Source organism: Serratia sp. JKS296 (assembly GCF_900215445.1).
In the GTDB taxonomy this organism is placed as follows: Bacteria; Pseudomonadota; Gammaproteobacteria; order Enterobacterales; family Enterobacteriaceae; genus Serratia; species Serratia marcescens.
In genome coordinates this window covers 3,385,448-3,400,233 of record NZ_OCMX01000001.1, presented here as the reverse complement: position 1 = coordinate 3,400,233, position 14,786 = coordinate 3,385,448, and the positions used below count along the sequence as shown (strand labels likewise).

At 57.0% G+C, this 14,786-nt stretch carries 14 protein-coding genes; 2 read left to right on the top strand and 12 right to left on the bottom strand.

Going from position 1 to position 14,786, the window contains the following annotated elements:
• Nucleotides 1-19: 19 nt before the first annotated feature.
• The gene (galE, locus tag CRO23_RS16275; protein WP_028127961.1) at nucleotides 20-1,036 is read left to right on the top strand and encodes a UDP-glucose 4-epimerase GalE; all 1,017 of its coding nucleotides are present in this window, start codon (nucleotides 20-22) and stop codon (nucleotides 1,034-1,036) included.
• Between the two features lie 60 nt (nucleotides 1,037-1,096).
• Here the strand turns inward: galE and CRO23_RS16270 are convergent, their stop codons facing one another.
• From CRO23_RS16270 to CRO23_RS16250, 5 genes are read right to left on the bottom strand one after another with little or no spacing between them, the layout of a single operon-like run.
• Nucleotides 1,097-2,236: a glycosyltransferase family 4 protein gene (locus CRO23_RS16270; RefSeq protein ID WP_028127962.1), complete on the bottom strand. Its 1,140-nt coding sequence runs from the start codon at nucleotides 2,234-2,236 to the stop codon at nucleotides 1,097-1,099.
• 30 nt (nucleotides 2,237-2,266) lie between these two features.
• Nucleotides 2,267-3,355 carry a glycosyltransferase gene (locus CRO23_RS16265; RefSeq protein ID WP_016928412.1) on the bottom strand — a complete coding sequence of 363 codons (1,089 nt, stop codon included), beginning with the start codon at nucleotides 3,353-3,355 and terminating at the stop codon, nucleotides 2,267-2,269.
• Nucleotides 3,356-3,362: 7 nt separating this feature from the next.
• Nucleotides 3,363-4,256 carry a glycosyltransferase family 2 protein gene (locus CRO23_RS16260; protein WP_157783257.1) on the bottom strand — a complete coding sequence of 298 codons (894 nt, stop codon included), beginning with the start codon at nucleotides 4,254-4,256 and terminating at the stop codon, nucleotides 3,363-3,365.
• 50 nt (nucleotides 4,257-4,306) lie between these two features.
• Nucleotides 4,307-5,578: an oligosaccharide flippase family protein gene (locus CRO23_RS16255; protein WP_016928410.1), complete on the bottom strand. Its 1,272-nt coding sequence runs from the start codon at nucleotides 5,576-5,578 to the stop codon at nucleotides 4,307-4,309.
• Nucleotides 5,559-6,875 carry a hypothetical protein gene (locus tag CRO23_RS16250; protein ID WP_228988419.1) on the bottom strand — a complete coding sequence of 439 codons (1,317 nt, stop codon included), beginning with the start codon at nucleotides 6,873-6,875 and terminating at the stop codon, nucleotides 5,559-5,561. Before CRO23_RS16250 ends, CRO23_RS16255 begins: the two co-directional genes overlap by 20 nt.
• 266 nt (nucleotides 6,876-7,141) lie before the next feature.
• Between CRO23_RS16250 and gndA the strand changes: the two genes are divergently transcribed.
• Complete coding sequence (gndA, locus tag CRO23_RS16245) at nucleotides 7,142-8,548, top strand: NADP-dependent phosphogluconate dehydrogenase (protein ID WP_004938815.1); 1,407 nt, start codon at nucleotides 7,142-7,144, stop codon at nucleotides 8,546-8,548.
• A 74-nt stretch (nucleotides 8,549-8,622) separates the two neighbouring features.
• Here gndA and hisIE read toward each other — a convergent pair whose 3' ends face one another.
• The 7 genes from hisIE to hisD are packed head-to-tail and all read right to left on the bottom strand — an operon-like array spanning nucleotide 8,623 to nucleotide 14,784.
• Entirely contained in the window at nucleotides 8,623-9,243 is a 621-nt protein-coding gene (hisIE, locus tag CRO23_RS16240; protein WP_049299812.1) for a bifunctional phosphoribosyl-AMP cyclohydrolase/phosphoribosyl-ATP diphosphatase HisIE, read from the bottom strand.
• Nucleotides 9,237-10,013 carry an imidazole glycerol phosphate synthase subunit HisF gene (hisF, locus tag CRO23_RS16235; protein WP_016928406.1) on the bottom strand — a complete coding sequence of 259 codons (777 nt, stop codon included), beginning with the start codon at nucleotides 10,011-10,013 and terminating at the stop codon, nucleotides 9,237-9,239. Before hisF ends, hisIE begins: the two co-directional genes overlap by 7 nt.
• On the bottom strand, nucleotides 9,995-10,732 hold the full coding sequence (gene hisA / locus CRO23_RS16230) for a 1-(5-phosphoribosyl)-5-[(5-phosphoribosylamino)methylideneamino]imidazole-4-carboxamide isomerase (protein WP_016928405.1): 738 nt from the start codon (nucleotides 10,730-10,732) through the stop codon (nucleotides 9,995-9,997). The genes hisF and hisA overlap by 19 nt, the downstream gene beginning before the upstream one ends.
• Before the next feature lie 5 nt (nucleotides 10,733-10,737).
• A complete protein-coding gene (gene hisH / locus CRO23_RS16225; RefSeq protein WP_004938803.1) occupies nucleotides 10,738-11,328 on the bottom strand; it encodes an imidazole glycerol phosphate synthase subunit HisH in 591 nt (196 codons plus the stop codon).
• Nucleotides 11,328-12,395, bottom strand: coding sequence for a bifunctional histidinol-phosphatase/imidazoleglycerol-phosphate dehydratase HisB (gene hisB, locus CRO23_RS16220; protein WP_016928404.1), 1,068 nt, complete (start codon nucleotides 12,393-12,395; stop codon nucleotides 11,328-11,330). Before hisB ends, hisH begins: the two co-directional genes overlap by 1 nt.
• Nucleotides 12,392-13,480 (bottom strand): histidinol-phosphate transaminase, encoded by a 1,089-nt coding sequence (gene hisC, locus CRO23_RS16215; RefSeq protein ID WP_033640854.1) that lies wholly within the window; start codon nucleotides 13,478-13,480, stop codon nucleotides 12,392-12,394. The genes hisB and hisC overlap by 4 nt, the downstream gene beginning before the upstream one ends.
• Nucleotides 13,477-14,784: a histidinol dehydrogenase gene (gene hisD, locus CRO23_RS16210; protein WP_033640853.1), complete on the bottom strand. Its 1,308-nt coding sequence runs from the start codon at nucleotides 14,782-14,784 to the stop codon at nucleotides 13,477-13,479. Before hisD ends, hisC begins: the two co-directional genes overlap by 4 nt.
• Nucleotides 14,785-14,786 lie beyond the last annotated feature (2 nt).

Sequence of the window (14,786 nt, the reverse complement as noted above, 5' to 3'; positions counted from 1 at the left end):
GCGCGAGTGAGGGGTTTGTATGGCGGTTTTAGTTACTGGCGGAGCCGGCTACATCGGTTCACATACAGTTTTGATGCTGTTGGAGCGCGGTGAAGAGGTGGTGGTATTGGATAATCTGTCGAACTCGTCAGCGGAGTCTTTACACCGCGTAGAGAAACTGACGGGAAAAGCCGCCGTGTTTTACCAAGGTGATGTTCAGGATGCGGAATGCTTGCATCGCATCTTTGAAGCGCACTCGATTACCGGCGTGATCCACTTCGCCGGTCTTAAGGCAGTAGGGGAATCTACGCGTAAGCCGCTGGAATACTACCAGAATAATGTCACTGGAACGTTGGTGTTACTGGAGGCTATGCGTCGCGCCGGCGTGTATGCGTTTATCTTTAGTTCGTCCGCTACCGTTTATGGTGCCCATTCACCGGTGCCTTATGTCGAGACGACACCGATCGGCGGCACGACAAGCCCTTATGGCACGTCGAAGCTGATGGTGGAGCAGATCCTGCAAGATGTCGCCAAGGCTGAGCCGCAATTTTCGATTATTGCCTTGCGCTACTTTAATCCGGTAGGCGCCCATGAGTCGGGGTTGATCGGTGAGGATCCTAACGGTATTCCCAATAACCTGTTGCCCTACATCTCGCAGGTGGCCATCGGCAAACTGGAAAAGCTGGGTATTTTCGGCGGGGATTATCCGACGACCGATGGGACGGGAGAGCGCGACTACATCCATGTCATGGATCTGGCCGAAGGCCACCTGAAAGCGATGGATCATCTGCCGAAGCTCCGCGGATTTAAGGCCTATAACCTTGGGGCTGGTGTAGGGCACTCGGTACTGGCGATGGTGCAGGCATTCGAAAAAGCGTCGGGGGTCACGATCCCTTACCAAATATTACCGCGTCGCGAAGGCGATCTGCCTGCCTTCTGGGCGAACGCCGATCTGGCTTATCAGGAGCTGGGGTGGAAAGTGAGTCGGGGTATCGATGACATGATGCGCGATACCTGGAACTGGCAGAAGAAAAACCCTAAAGGGTACCGTGACTGATTGTCTTCGGTATCACGACCTGAATGATGCCGACCGGCATCATTCAGGTTTGGCTTGACATCACCGAGTTTGAGGAATCTCCAGCAATTCCAATAGGCGATTATTGACTTTGTCTGCGTCAAATCTTTCTTGGGCCAATTGATAACTGGCAAGTCCCATATCCGTTATCTTTTGTGGGTTTTCGATCAATTCGCACATCTTTTCCGCTAGCTCAGCATGTGACCAGCGTTTGACTAAATAACCGTTAACGCCTTGAACTACTGTTTCCCGACAACCCGGCACATCCGTGCTTAAAACGGCACGTCCCATGGCCATCGCTTCCTGAGTACTACGCGGGATCCCTTCGCGATAGTAGGAAGGTAAAACGAAAACGCTGGACTTCGCAATCCATTCCGCCACGTTTGAAACATGGCCTGGGGCGATGATGATATCGTCTTCAATTAAATTATTCAGGCATTTTACTGTTAAGCTACCTGGGTTTTGCGTATCTATCGCGCCTAACATATAGAAGCGAGTTTCTGGGTATTTAGCTTTAACTATTTTTGCGGCGGCGACGTATTCGTGAACCCCTTTTTCGGCCAACAAACGGGCGATAAAGATGAAGGAAACGGGGGACGTCGGAGGGGGCGTGAAAGGATAGTCAGCCAGATTCAAACCGATACCGCCTAAGACATGTGCCTGCTTGACGTTGATTTTGCAGTTAACCAGCAGATCATGACGATCGTCAGGATTCAGAAGAATGAGCGCATCAAGGCTTGGGAAGATACAACGGTAGAGCATGACCTGAATCTTTTTTAAAAGCCTTACTTTCCTGCTCACACCTTGCGGCTGTTCAGTAAATAGGTAGCCCAAGCCTTCCAGCATCGCGTAACGTTTTTTAACGCCCGCCATGACTGCCGCCAAAGTGCCAAAGATGCTGGGTTTAGAAAAATAGGAAAAAACCAGGTCGGGAGCTAAACGCTTTAACTGTTTGCTAAGCGCATAGGTATCCAGGAAATCTTTTAGCGGATTGAGGCCTGTCCGGCTGAATTTATAGTCAACCGGTATCGCTCCCAGATTTGTAACCTGCATGCGGGTGTTGTCATCATAATCCAGAGCCAGGGCGTAAACCGTATGCCCCTGCTGGTGCAATGACTTTATCAGATCGGCTCTAAAGCCAACCACACAATTTGCTGCTGTACCTATTAGTGCTATTTTCATAAAAACCTTATCAATATACCGCCAAAGCCATTAATTATTGTTTTTTAGCTCTGTATAAATACATTCCCACTGTGTAACTATTTCATCTAAAGCGTATTTTTCTTTGACACGACGTCGAGCATGCTGACCTAAATGTCGCCTATCTTGCAAGGACATCCTTTCTATCGAAGCCATGGCGTTGGCGAGCGCTTCAGGGTCTTTGATCGGAACCAGCAAACCATTCTCGCCCGTATTGCCGATGATTTCTCCAGGGCCGCCGCTATTGGTGACGACGACAGGAAGTTCAGAAGCCATCGCTTCAGCGACGACCAAGCCATATCCTTCCCATTCCGATGACAAGACAAAACCATCGACCTGGCGATACAGTTGCTCAATATCATTACGAACGCCAAGAAATTCAATGCGTTTTTCCAATCCAGCCTGCTCAACCTGTCGTTGTAAAGCTTCAAACAATGGGCCTTGGCCGGCGATCAGTAGTTGGCTGTCTGAGAGTTTGCCAAAGGCCGCAATCAGCGTCGGGTAATCTTTCTGTTCGACCAGACGCCCGACGGCCAACCAGCGGAAAGGGCGCTCTAAAGAGGCGCTGTGTTCTTTCCCTGGGCTGAACTTGGCAGTATCAATTCCATTGGGAATGGTACGAGTATTGCGTGCCTTGAAAACGCGTTCGCCAATAAACCGGCGTGTGGCCGCTTCGCTGATCGTTGTGTTCAACTGGCTGAGCGGGTTGGTCAGGCGATATGCCCAATCGCGAATTTTTCCGCCTTCATGAGTGTTGTGCGCCGTGCAAACTAATTTCAAAGAAGGCGTGAACAACCGCACCAGGCGAGCCAACAGGTTCGCGTGCACCATATGGCTGTGTACGACATCCGGCCGATTGCGCAACAGTTCCTTGCGCAAGCGGAGCAGTGCGAGCGGCAAGTCTTTACCTGAACGCATGCCCAGATCGTGGAGTGGGACGCCGGCGGTGGCCAATCGATCGACAAATACTGCAGATGTCGGTGGAATCAATGAGATCAGGCGCACTTGATGGCCGCGCTCGGCCAATTTCTCGAGCAGCGTGACAACTTGATATTCGGCGCCGCCGATCTCAAGACCGGTGATCACGTAGTCTATACGCATCGCTGTTTTACCCTTGGCGCTGACGATAAGAAATGAATAACTTCTTGATCAGAGAATGCGGTAACCAACTGATCGTCCATAAAGCCATTTTTAACTTGTCGCCGAGCGGAGCATTTTTTAACGATTGGCGTGCCGTCGCACACTGTCGGTTAAGCAAGCTATAGGTAATATGCGCCAAACGTATCCGGCGAAACTCCTCGGGATGATCGCGCTGCAGCCGCTCGCCGAAATCGGCCAGCGCCATTTCAGCCAGTTGCTGGTGGTAGGCGGCCTTGCTGATTTGCGATGAAAAATGCGTCAAGCGCACTGTGGCATCGTTGGAAACCCGCACCAACGGCCGATCATACGAAGGAATACCGAATTTCTCCGCAACTTTCCACCACAGCAGGTGTTCGCCACCGGCGCGATTTTCAGGATAGCGTAAGCCGGTGCCTAAAAATTGTTCACGATCAAAAACGGGCGTGAAATCGCCGGTAATGGTTTTGTTCACGTAGTCATCGAAAGTGATCAGACGAAATTCTTCTTTCTGATTTTTCTTGCTGACGGCAAATTGATACACCGGATACATCGACGTTTCAGGGTCGGGTAGACGTGCGGCCAAATACTCAGCCGTACCTGGTTCGAGCGTATCGTCATCGTCAAGCATCAAGACCCAGGGGGAGCTAGCCAACGCTAAGCCTTGCATGCGAGCGGGACCAGGGCCGCCGTTGACGGGCATGCGATGAAAGATCAGGTCGTCTATAGCAAGTTCCGGCTGCGCTGTCGTGGACGCGTCGTCAACCACTATGATTTGTATCTTGTTGTGCCTATTCCTTTCGGTCACAACGGAATCCACTGCGCGCGCGAGCAGATCTGGGCGGTTATAGGTAGTTATAACCACGCTTAGGGCAAAGTTACTCAAACTGGCTTCCTTCACAATCGAGAATAAAGCAATGACTCATGACTATCCTGTTACTGTCGGTGCCGCAATCGGGCAAGTGTAGGTGTTTGTGGCGCGACACCTGACGGTTTTCGACAGAATAAAAAAAGCAATAAGGAAAACATGGTTATCTCTGCAACCAAGAAGGCGATAGTCATGCCTAATCCGCCTAATGTGGGAACCAGGAGGAAGGCAAGCAGGCAGATTATCGCTATATTGATCATCATGACCCGGCTGGCAACTTGCTCTTTACCGCCAGGTATAAACCACAATATGGCCAACGCCATGCTGCAAATGCGTAAAGGGACAACCCATACCAAAATGCTTAATAGCTCAATGGCATCCTGATAGCCGGGGCCGAAGATGGTATTCACCAGCCAACCGGCTAGCCAAACGGTCAGCAGAGCGAAGGCGATCGTTACGGTGAACAACGCTCCCAGCGCGAGGGTAACAACCCGTTTTGCGGTATGCGTCGAGTCGGATTGCAGTCTGACCAGATGGGGAAACGCAGCATTCAGAACGGGGGCTGCTAAACCGCTCGCAGCTCGAACCAGTTTTTCGGCGGGCACAAAGGCGCCAACCGTACGAGCTCCGCCCAATAATCCCAGTAGTGTAGACGCGATCGACCCCATGATGCTTTGAGCCCCTTTGTATAAAAAGAGTTCCCAGCTTTCACGCAGAACGGTAACGGCACCGCGAAAGCTGATGCGACCTAAACCAGTGGAGCGCATCATCAGCAAGGTTGGAAGTAGGGTGTTAATGATGCCCACAGTGGCTTGAATCATGAGTACACGTTGAGCGTGTTGTGGTGAGGACACCAGCAAAATGGTAAATAAAAGCCCCGTGCTGCGTAAGCCTAAATCCAGCAATGCCGGCAAAACCAGTTTTTCGATCCCGACGTAGTACCATAGCGGTGTAAAACCGAACGCCAGAATGAATAGCGATATCCACACGAACCAATGATGAGGGATCGTCGTGGCACCGGAGCCTGTCAGGATCAGGACGGCTACGGCGACACCAACGGCCATACTGAGCAGCAGTTTGGCAAACAACACATTGCTTACCAACTGAGCCAGCTGTTGCTTGTTTTCTCTGATCTTGACAACGGCACGCGCGGCGCTGAAATTGAAGCCGAATTCAACAAATACCGAGGCTGTCAGAGCGATGCCTAGCGCATAAAGCACTTGCCCGTAGTTTTGTTGGCCTAGAGCGCGAGCCAGTACGGGCAATTCGATAAGCGGAATGAACAACCCGCCTATTTGTGCCAGCATTAACCAAAAGGTATTAGTCGCGACGCGGGACATGGCATATCACAATAGAAATTGCGGTTAAAACGATGGCCCATTCGGTTAACTCATTGCTGAGGGGGTGGAAACATCCCATGAACAAGAACAGAGCCAGCACCGATAAGGGACTCAACATAGACTCGAAGCGTTCGACAAAAAGCTCCCGCTTTTCGAAGACGAATTTCAGACCGTAATAGAGAGGAGTCAAAATAAACATCAGGTAGCCGATGAACGATAAAACGCCCTCATCAGCCAATAACTGAAGATAGGTCATGTGAATCACGCTGTCGGCGCCAAAATCATCGACCCGAGTGCTGCCAAAACCGCCTCCCCAAGGGAATTTATCTACGGTTTGCTGCCACCCGGTGTGCAGCATTTGCAAACGTATACTGTTGTCGCCTTTGACCAAACGGTCTGCCGTCGTTTCTTTTGGCGCGGCCAAAGTTTCTTCGAGAGTATGACTAATACTGAGGTTGGCCGTATCGGCATGATTGCTCGTGCGCTTCTCCATCAATTGAACAAGCAGTTTGTCATAATCTCCTGAAACCCAGCCCAAGAGTACGGGCTGAATAAGTGAGAACGACAGCAAGGTCACGACTATCAGGCTAAAATGACCGCGCACAGGCTGGGTTTGCACGCGAGCAAAGAAGGCAATGATTGCCAAGGCTCCCCATACTAACGCCAGCCACAGCATAGAGGTACGGCTACCGTCAAGCGCCATGACCAGCACTGCGCCGAATGCTAACAGCACATTGATAAAATTGGTTTTTTTTAAGCAGCGCCAAACAGCAAAAGGCCATACAAAGGCGCCGATTTTCCAAATGACACCGGGCCAACTGGCGAGCCACCCCATGCGTCCATCGCCTAAAATCACCATCGCGTCAAGTTGGCGGAAGAGCGCCAAAAGTATCAGCGGCACCAATGAAATGACGAGTGTGATGCTAAGCGCTTTTTCAAGCAAAGCGGATGAGAGCGGGGAAATTAGCAACAGGCAGAGAAGTGCAAACATGAAAGCGACGTATTTCGCCAACGTATACAGCCCTGTGCCGTGATTCATCACCGCCGCTATAGCTATGCCTGCCATAAACAGCAGCCAGCCTATCATCATGGGCTTGTAGTTGCGCAGGTTGCGCAGTCGTGCGCGAACCGTTTGCGCCGGCGAAAGAGGTGAGGCCATCAATGAGCTGGCAGCCGCAGCGGACAGCAACATCAACTGGATGAGCCAATTAAAATTGCCGCCAATATAAATCTTAATCGTTCCCAACATTGAGAACACGATGAAAATAATAGAGAAAATGCAGGAAAGTACGCGCACTTTTGACCCCAACTGTGATTTAACTGCGAGATTGTACAGGATCCGTGCTCGTCATCAATAAACCTTCACCTTTAACACGCAATCTTCCTGCATTTTTTTAGTGACTTCAGTCGCTGTGCTTGACTGTTTTAGCAGCATTCTTTGTCAACCGTCTATCGCACCAATCACTACCCACACGAGGCAATCCTGAGTTAACATGTGTGCCACATCACAAAACCTGCTGGCCGACGTTGCCTGCAGGGTCATCCTCAGACAGGAGTTCCTAAATGTCCAAGCAACAAATCGGCGTTGTCGGCATGGCGGTAATGGGCCGCAACCTCGCGCTGAACATCGAGAGCCGTGGTTACACCGTTTCCATTTTCAACCGTTCTGGCGACAAAACTGACGAAGTGATCGCTGAGAACCCGGGCAAAAACCTGGCGCCGTATTACACCGTTGAAGAGTTTGTCGAATCGCTGGAAAAACCGCGCCGCATCCTGCTGATGGTGAAAGCGGGCGAAGCAACGGATAAAACCATTGCCTCGCTGACTCCGCACCTGGACAAGGGCGATATCTTGATCGACGGCGGCAACACCTACTATCAGGACACCATCCGCCGTAACCGCGAACTGTCCGACCAGGGCTTCAATTTCATCGGTACCGGCGTTTCCGGCGGTGAAGAGGGCGCGCTGAAAGGGCCTTCCATCATGCCTGGCGGCCAGAAAGAAGCTTATGAGCTGGTGGCGCCGATCCTGGAGAAAATCGCTGCGGTTGCGGAAGGCGAGCCTTGCGTGACCTACATTGGCGCAGACGGTGCCGGCCACTATGTGAAGATGGTGCACAACGGCATCGAATACGGCGACATGCAGCTGATTGCCGAAGCCTATTCTCTGCTGAAACAGGCGCTGAATCTGAGCAACGAGCAGCTGGCCGAAACCTTCGCCGAATGGAACAAGGGCGAACTGAACAGCTACCTGATCGACATCACCAAAGACATCTTCACCAAGAAAGACGAAGAGGGTAAATACCTGGTCGATGTGATCCTGGACGAAGCTGCCAACAAAGGCACCGGCAAGTGGACCAGCCAGAGCTCGCTGGATCTGGGCGAACCGCTGTCGCTGATCACCGAATCGGTGTTCGCGCGCTACCTGTCCTCGCTGAAAGATCAGCGCGTTGCCGCGTCTAAAGTGCTGACCGGCCCGAAAGTGGCGCCGTTCACCGGCGACAAAGCTGAATTCATCGAGAAAGTGCGTCGCGCGCTGTATCTGGGCAAGATCGTGTCCTACGCGCAGGGCTTCTCTCAGCTGAAAGCCGCGTCTAAAGAAAACAACTGGGATCTGCACTACGGCGAAATCGCCAAGATCTTCCGCGCCGGCTGCATCATCCGCGCCCAGTTCCTGCAGAAGATCACCGACGCTTACGCGGCGGACGCCGATATCGCCAACCTGCTGCTGGCGCCATACTTCAAGCAAATCGCCGACGAGTACCAGCAGGCGCTGCGTGACGTGGTGGCTTACGCCGTGCAGAACGGCATTCCTACGCCAACCTTCTCCGCCGCGATCGCCTACTACGACAGCTACCGTTCTGCGGTGCTGCCGGCGAACCTGATCCAGGCGCAGCGCGACTACTTTGGTGCGCACACCTATAAACGTATCGACAAGGAAGGCGTGTTCCATACCGAATGGATGGAATAATCCCGCCCGTTGAGCGATAAAAAAAGCCGCCGAGGTTAACGCCCGGCGGCTTTTTTATTGCGCGTGATTTAACGTCACGCTTTTTTCTGATGCCTTTCGCGCAGCCGGCCGATCACCGCGCTCATATCCAAATCCTGGTCCTGCAGCAGCACCAGCAGGTGATAGATCAGGTCCGAAGCTTCGTTGGTCAGCTCTTCGCGATCGTTGACCGTGGCGGCCAGCGCGGTTTCCACGCCTTCCTCCCCGACCTTCTGCGCGATGCGCTTGGTGCCGCTGGCGTACAGGCTGGCGGTGTACGAGCTGTCCGGGCTGGCGTGCTTGCGCTCCGCCAACAGCTGTTCCAACTGATAGAGGAACGTCCAGTCGCTGGCGGCCGGGTGGAAGCAGCTGCTGTTGCCGAGGTGGCAGGTCGGGCCGATCGGGGTGGCCAATATCAGCAGCGTGTCGTTATCGCAGTCCGGCGTGATGCTGACCACCTTGAGGAAGTGGCCGGAGCTTTCACCCTTGGTCCACAGGCGCTGCTTGGTGCGCGAGAAGAAGGTGACGTTGCCGCTTTGCTCGGTGGTCGCCAGCGCTTCCGGCGTCATGTAACCCAGCATCAGCACTTCGCCGGAAACGGCGTGCTGAACGATGGCCGGCATCAGGCCGTCGGTTTTTTCCCAGTCCAGCTGGTTTCTCTGTTGTTCTGTCAGCACACGCGAATCTCCACGCCTTGTTCGACCAGGAACCTTTTCAGTTCGCCGATATTGATGATTTGTTTGTGGAACACCGATGCCGCCAGCGCACCGTCGACGTCCGCATCGCGGAACGCTTCCAGGAAGTGCGCCATGGTGCCCGCGCCGCCGGAGGCGATCAGCGGCACCTTGCAGGCCTCGCGCACCCGGCGCAGCTGCTGCAGATCGTAACCGTTGCGCACGCCGTCCTGGTTCATCATGTTCAGCACGATCTCACCGGCGCCGCGGCGCTGCACTTCCTGTACCCAGTCGAGGGTTTCCCACTGGGTGATTCGGGTGCGGCTCTCGTCGCCGGTATATTGGTTGACATGATACTTGCCGGTTTCACTGTCGAACCAGGTGTCGATGCCCACCACGATGCACTGCACGCCAAAGCGTTCAGCCAGGCGGCTAATCAGCTCAGGATCGGCCAGCGCCGGCGAGTTGATCGAAATCTTGTCGGCGCCGAAAGACAGGATCTGGCTGGCGTCCTCGGCGCTTTTAATGCCGCCGGCGACGCAGAACGGAATATCAATCACCTCCGCCACGCGCGACACCCAGCTTTTGTCCACCACCCGGCCATCGCTCGAGGCGGTGATATCGTAAAACACCAGCTCGTCCGCGCCTTCTTGCGCATAGCGCTGCGCCAGCGGCACGATGTCGCCGATGATTTCGTGGTTGCGGAACTGCACGCCTTTCACCACTTGCCCGTCTTTAACATCCAGGCACGGGATTATCCGTTTTGCCAGCATGCGATCGCCTCCTCAACGCTAAATTTACCTTCCAGCAGGGCGCGCCCCACGATCACGCCGGCAACGCCGCTGCCGCGCAGCTGGGCGATGTCGTCCAGATTGCCGATGCCGCCCGAGGCCTGGAAGGCCACCTGCGGATAACGGCGGCTGATCGCCTGATACAGCGCCACGTTGGAACCGGCCAGCGTGCCGTCGCGCGAAATATCGGTGCACAGCACGTGCTTGAGCCCGTAGGGCAGGAACTGCTCCACCACCTGTTCCAGCGTGGCGTCGGAATCTTCTTGCCAGCCGCTGATGGCCACGCGTTTTACGCCCTGTGCGTCGATGCGCACGTCCAGCGCCAGCACCAGCGCGTCGGCGCCGTAGCGCTCGAACCAGCTCTGCACCAACTGCGGTTGTTTCACCGCGGTGGAGCCGATCACCACGCGCGTGGCACCGGCCTCCAGCAGGGCGCTGACGTCTTGCTCGTTGCGGATGCCGCCGCCGACCTGCACCGGCACGTCAACCCCCGCCAGCAGCTTGCGCAGCAGCGGGATCTGGCGCGCCGCCGGATCCTTGGCGCCGGTCAGATCGACCAGATGCAGCACCTGCGCGCCCTGTTGTTGATAGTCCTGCAGACGCAGCAGCGGATCGTTGCCGTAGTCGCGCTGCTGGCCGTAATCGCCCTGATGCAAACGCACCACGTTGCCGTCGATCAAATCCAAAGCCGGAATAATCATGCTGCCTACATCTCCAGAAAGTTTTTCAACAGTTGCGCGCCGGCCGCTCCAGATCGTTCTGGATGAAACTGCACGCCGAAGAAATTGTCTTTTTGCACGGCGGCGGTGAAGGGCTCGCCGTAGTTCGCCTGGGCGATGGTGCTGGGGCATATCGGCATCGCATAGCTGTGTACGAAATAGAAGTAGGCGCCGTCATCGATGCCGCGGAACAGATGGTGGCCCGCCTGCGCGGACACCTGGTTCCAGCCCATGTGCGGCAGCGGCAGGCCGAAGTCGGTCATCTGCTTCACCGGCGTATCGATGAGGCCGAGCGTGGTCACGCCGCCGTTCTCTTCGCTGCTGGCCGCCAGCAGCTGCATGCCGAGGCAAATGCCCAGCACCGGCTGCGTGCAGGCCCTGATCAATTCGATCAAATCGCGCTCGCGCAACTGATCCATCGCCGCCTGCGCAGTGCCGACGCCCGGCAGGAACAGCTTGTCGGCGCGCAGCACGATCTCCGGATCGCGGCTCACCTCCGGCTGATAGCCCAGGCGCCGCACCGCGTAGGTGACGGAGGCCAGGTTGGCGCAGCCGGTATCCAAAATCACCACGTTCATCACAGCACTCCTTTCGAACTCGGCAGGGTATTGCCCTCGACGCGGATCGCCTGGCGCAGCGTGCGGCCAAACACTTTGAACAGGCTCTCGACCCGGTGGTGGTCGTTTTTGCCCTTGGTCTTCAGGTGCAGCGTGCAGCCCATGGTGTAAGAGAGCGAACGGAAGAAGTGCTCGACCATTTCGGTGCTGAGATCGCCGACGCGCTGATAGTTGAACTCGGCCTTGTACTCCAGGTGCGGGCGGCCGGAGATATCCAGCGCGCAGCGCGCCAGGCATTCGTCCATCGGCAGCACGAAGCCGAAGCGGGCGATGCCGCGCTTGTCGCCCAATGCCTTGTTCAGCGCTTCACCCAGCGCCAGGCCGGTGTCTTCCACCGTGTGGTGATCGTCGATATACAGGTCGCCTTTGACGTCGATCTCCATGCGGAAACCGCCGTGGGTGGCGATCTGATCCAGCATGTGGTCGAAGAAGCCGACGCCGGTTTTGATCTTGCTGCCGCCTTCGCGATCCAGCCACACGTTGACGTCGATCTGCGTCTCTTTGGTCACGCGGTTAACCCGCGCGTGACGGTCACGCAGGGTCAGCTGGCGCACGATCTCTTTCCAACCCAGCACGCCGCGCTGGTAACGCAGCCCCTGGATGCCCATGTTTTCCGCCAGCTGCACATCGGTCGGCCGATCGCCGATCACGTAGCTGTGTGCGGTATCGAGCACGCCGGGTTCCAGGTAGCCCTTCACCAGCGCGGTTTTCGGCTTGCGGCAGTCGCAGTTGTCCGCCGGCAGGTGCGGGCAGATCAGCACATCGGTGAACTGAATGCCCTGGGAGCTGAGGATCTGCATCATCAGGTTGTGCGGCGGATCGAAGGTTTCCTGCGGGAAACTGGCGGTGCCGAGCCCATCCTGATTGGTGATCATCACCAGCTGATACCCCGCCTGTTGCAGCGCCAACAGGGAAGGGATCACGTCTGGCTCGAGCGCCAGCTTGTCCAGGCGGTCAACCTGGAAATCTTCCGGTGGCTCGGCGATCAGCGTGCCGTCACGATCGATAAAGAGGATTTTTTGGCTCACATTGGCTCCTGGCGAGTCTGGTTGGCGCCGGGCAGGGCGGACAAGGCGTCCACCACGCGTTGACATTCGTCGCGGGTGCCTATGGTGATGCGCAGGCAGCCGGACAACCCGGGCTGTTTGTTTTGGTCTCGTAAGATAATGCCCTGATCCCACAAGCTTTTAAACACATTACTTGAGGCGGTGAAGCGGGCCAGCAGGTAATTGCTGTCGCTGGCGAAAACCTGCTCGACGCAGGCGCATTTCTCCAACTGTTGCTGCAGCCAGCTGCGGGTGGCTGCGATGTCGGTGACGCGCTGGCGCATGGTGCGGATACCTTCTTCGCTCAGCGCCTGCGCGGCGATATCCGCCACCGGCGTCGAGAGCGGGTAAGGCGCGATCACCTTCAGCAGCAGGGCAATCAGATCTTCATTGGCGAGCGTAAAGCCGCAGCGCAGGCCGGCCAGCGCAAAGGCCTTCGACAGCGTGCGCAGAATAGCCAGGTGCGGGTAGTCACTCAGCCAGCCGGCCACCGAAGCCTGCGGGCAAAACTCGATATAGGCTTCGTCCACCGCGACGATCGCCTTGCCTTTGGCCAGCTCCAGCAGGCTGCGTAGATCGTCCGGATCGATCAGGTTGCCGGTTGGGTTGTTCGGGCTGCAGACGTAGATCAGCTTTACGTTGTCCAGGCTGTCCGCGATGGCCGGCAGATCCAACTGCCAGTCTTCTTTGGCGGCCACGGTGCGGCGCTCCACGCCGAAGGTTTCGGCGCTGACGGCGTACATGCCGTAGGTCGGCGGGCAGAACAGAATGGCGTCTTTGCCCGGCTCGCAGAAGGCGCGGATCAGCAGCTCGATGCCTTCATCGGCGCCGCGGCTGACCAGCACCTGCTCTTTCTTCACCCCGGCGTAGGCGGCGTAGCGTTCGATCACCTGCGCCGGCTGGCATTCCGGATAGCGGTTGAAGGTTTGCGCGGTCAGCTGGAACTCGGGCGCGATCGGGTATTCGTTGGCGTTCAACCACACGTCGCCCTTGCCGCCGAGGCGGCGCGCCGATTGATAAGGGGTCAGCTCGCGAACGTTGGCGCGCGCCAGTTTTTCGATGCTCATGCTTGCTCCTTCAGGGCGGCGACGCGCAGGGTCACGGCATTCTTGTGGGCGATCAACTGTTCGGCGGCAGCCAGCGTCTCGATGGTGGCGGCCAGGTTGCTGAAGCCCTGCGGCGTCAGTTCCTGCACCGTCATGCGTTTCTGAAAATCGGCCAGCCCCAGGCTGGAGCAGGTGGCGGTGTAGCCGTAGGTCGGCAGCACGTGGTTGGTGCCGGAGGCGTAATCGCCGGCGGACTCCGGCGACCAGTCGCCGAGGAACACCGAACCGGCGCTGGTGATGCCGTCCACCAGTTCACGCGCATTGCGGGTCTGAATAATCAGGTGCTCCGGGCCGTAGCGGTTGCTGATCGCCACACACTCGGACAGATCGCGCGCTACGATCAGGCGGCTGCTCGCCAGCGCCTGACGGGCGGTCTCGGCACGCGGCAGCTCGGCCAGCTGGCTTTCCACCGCGTCGGCCACCGCCTGCGCCATCGCCGCGTCCGGCGTCAGCAGGATCACCTGCGAATCCGGGCCGTGTTCGGCCTGCGACAGCAGATCGGAAGCGACGAATGCCGGGGTGGCGCCGGCGTCGGCGATCACCAGCACCTCCGAAGGGCCGGCAGGCATGTCGATGGCCGCGCCGTCGAGGCGCTGGCTGACCTGCCGCTTGGCTTCGGTCACGAAGGCGTTGCCCGGCCCGAAGATCTTCGCCACGCGCGGCACGCTCTCGGTGCCGAACGCCAGGGCGGCGATCGCCTGCGCGCCCCCGACCTGAAACACTTCCTGCACGCCGCACAGCTGCGCCGCATACAGGATCTCATCGGCGATCGGCGGCGGCGAGCACAGCACCACCCGGCGGCAGCCGGCGATGCGCGCCGGCGTCGCCAGCATCAGCACGGTGGAGAACAGCGGCGCCGATCCGCCGGGAATATACAGACCCACCGAGTCGATAGGGCGGGTCACCTGTTGGCAGCGCACGCCCGGTTGCGTTTCGACGTCCACCGGCGGCAGTCGCTGCGCGTTGTGGAAGGTTTCCACGTTGGCGACGGCCACCGCCATCGCCTGTTTGATGTCGTCGCCCAACCGCGCGGCGGCGGCGGCGATCTGCTCGGCGCTGACGCGCAGCGCCGAGACTTCCGCCTTGTCGAAACGGGCGCTGTAGTCGCGCAGCGCCCGATCGCCGTTGGCCTTCACGTTGTCGAGGATTTCGCTCACCGTGCGGGTGATGCTGTCGGAGGCGGCGATTGCCGGGCGCATCAGCAGCTCGGTCTGGCGTTCGGCGCTACTGGTCGCCCAATCGATCGGCGTGTTGAAGGTCGACATGG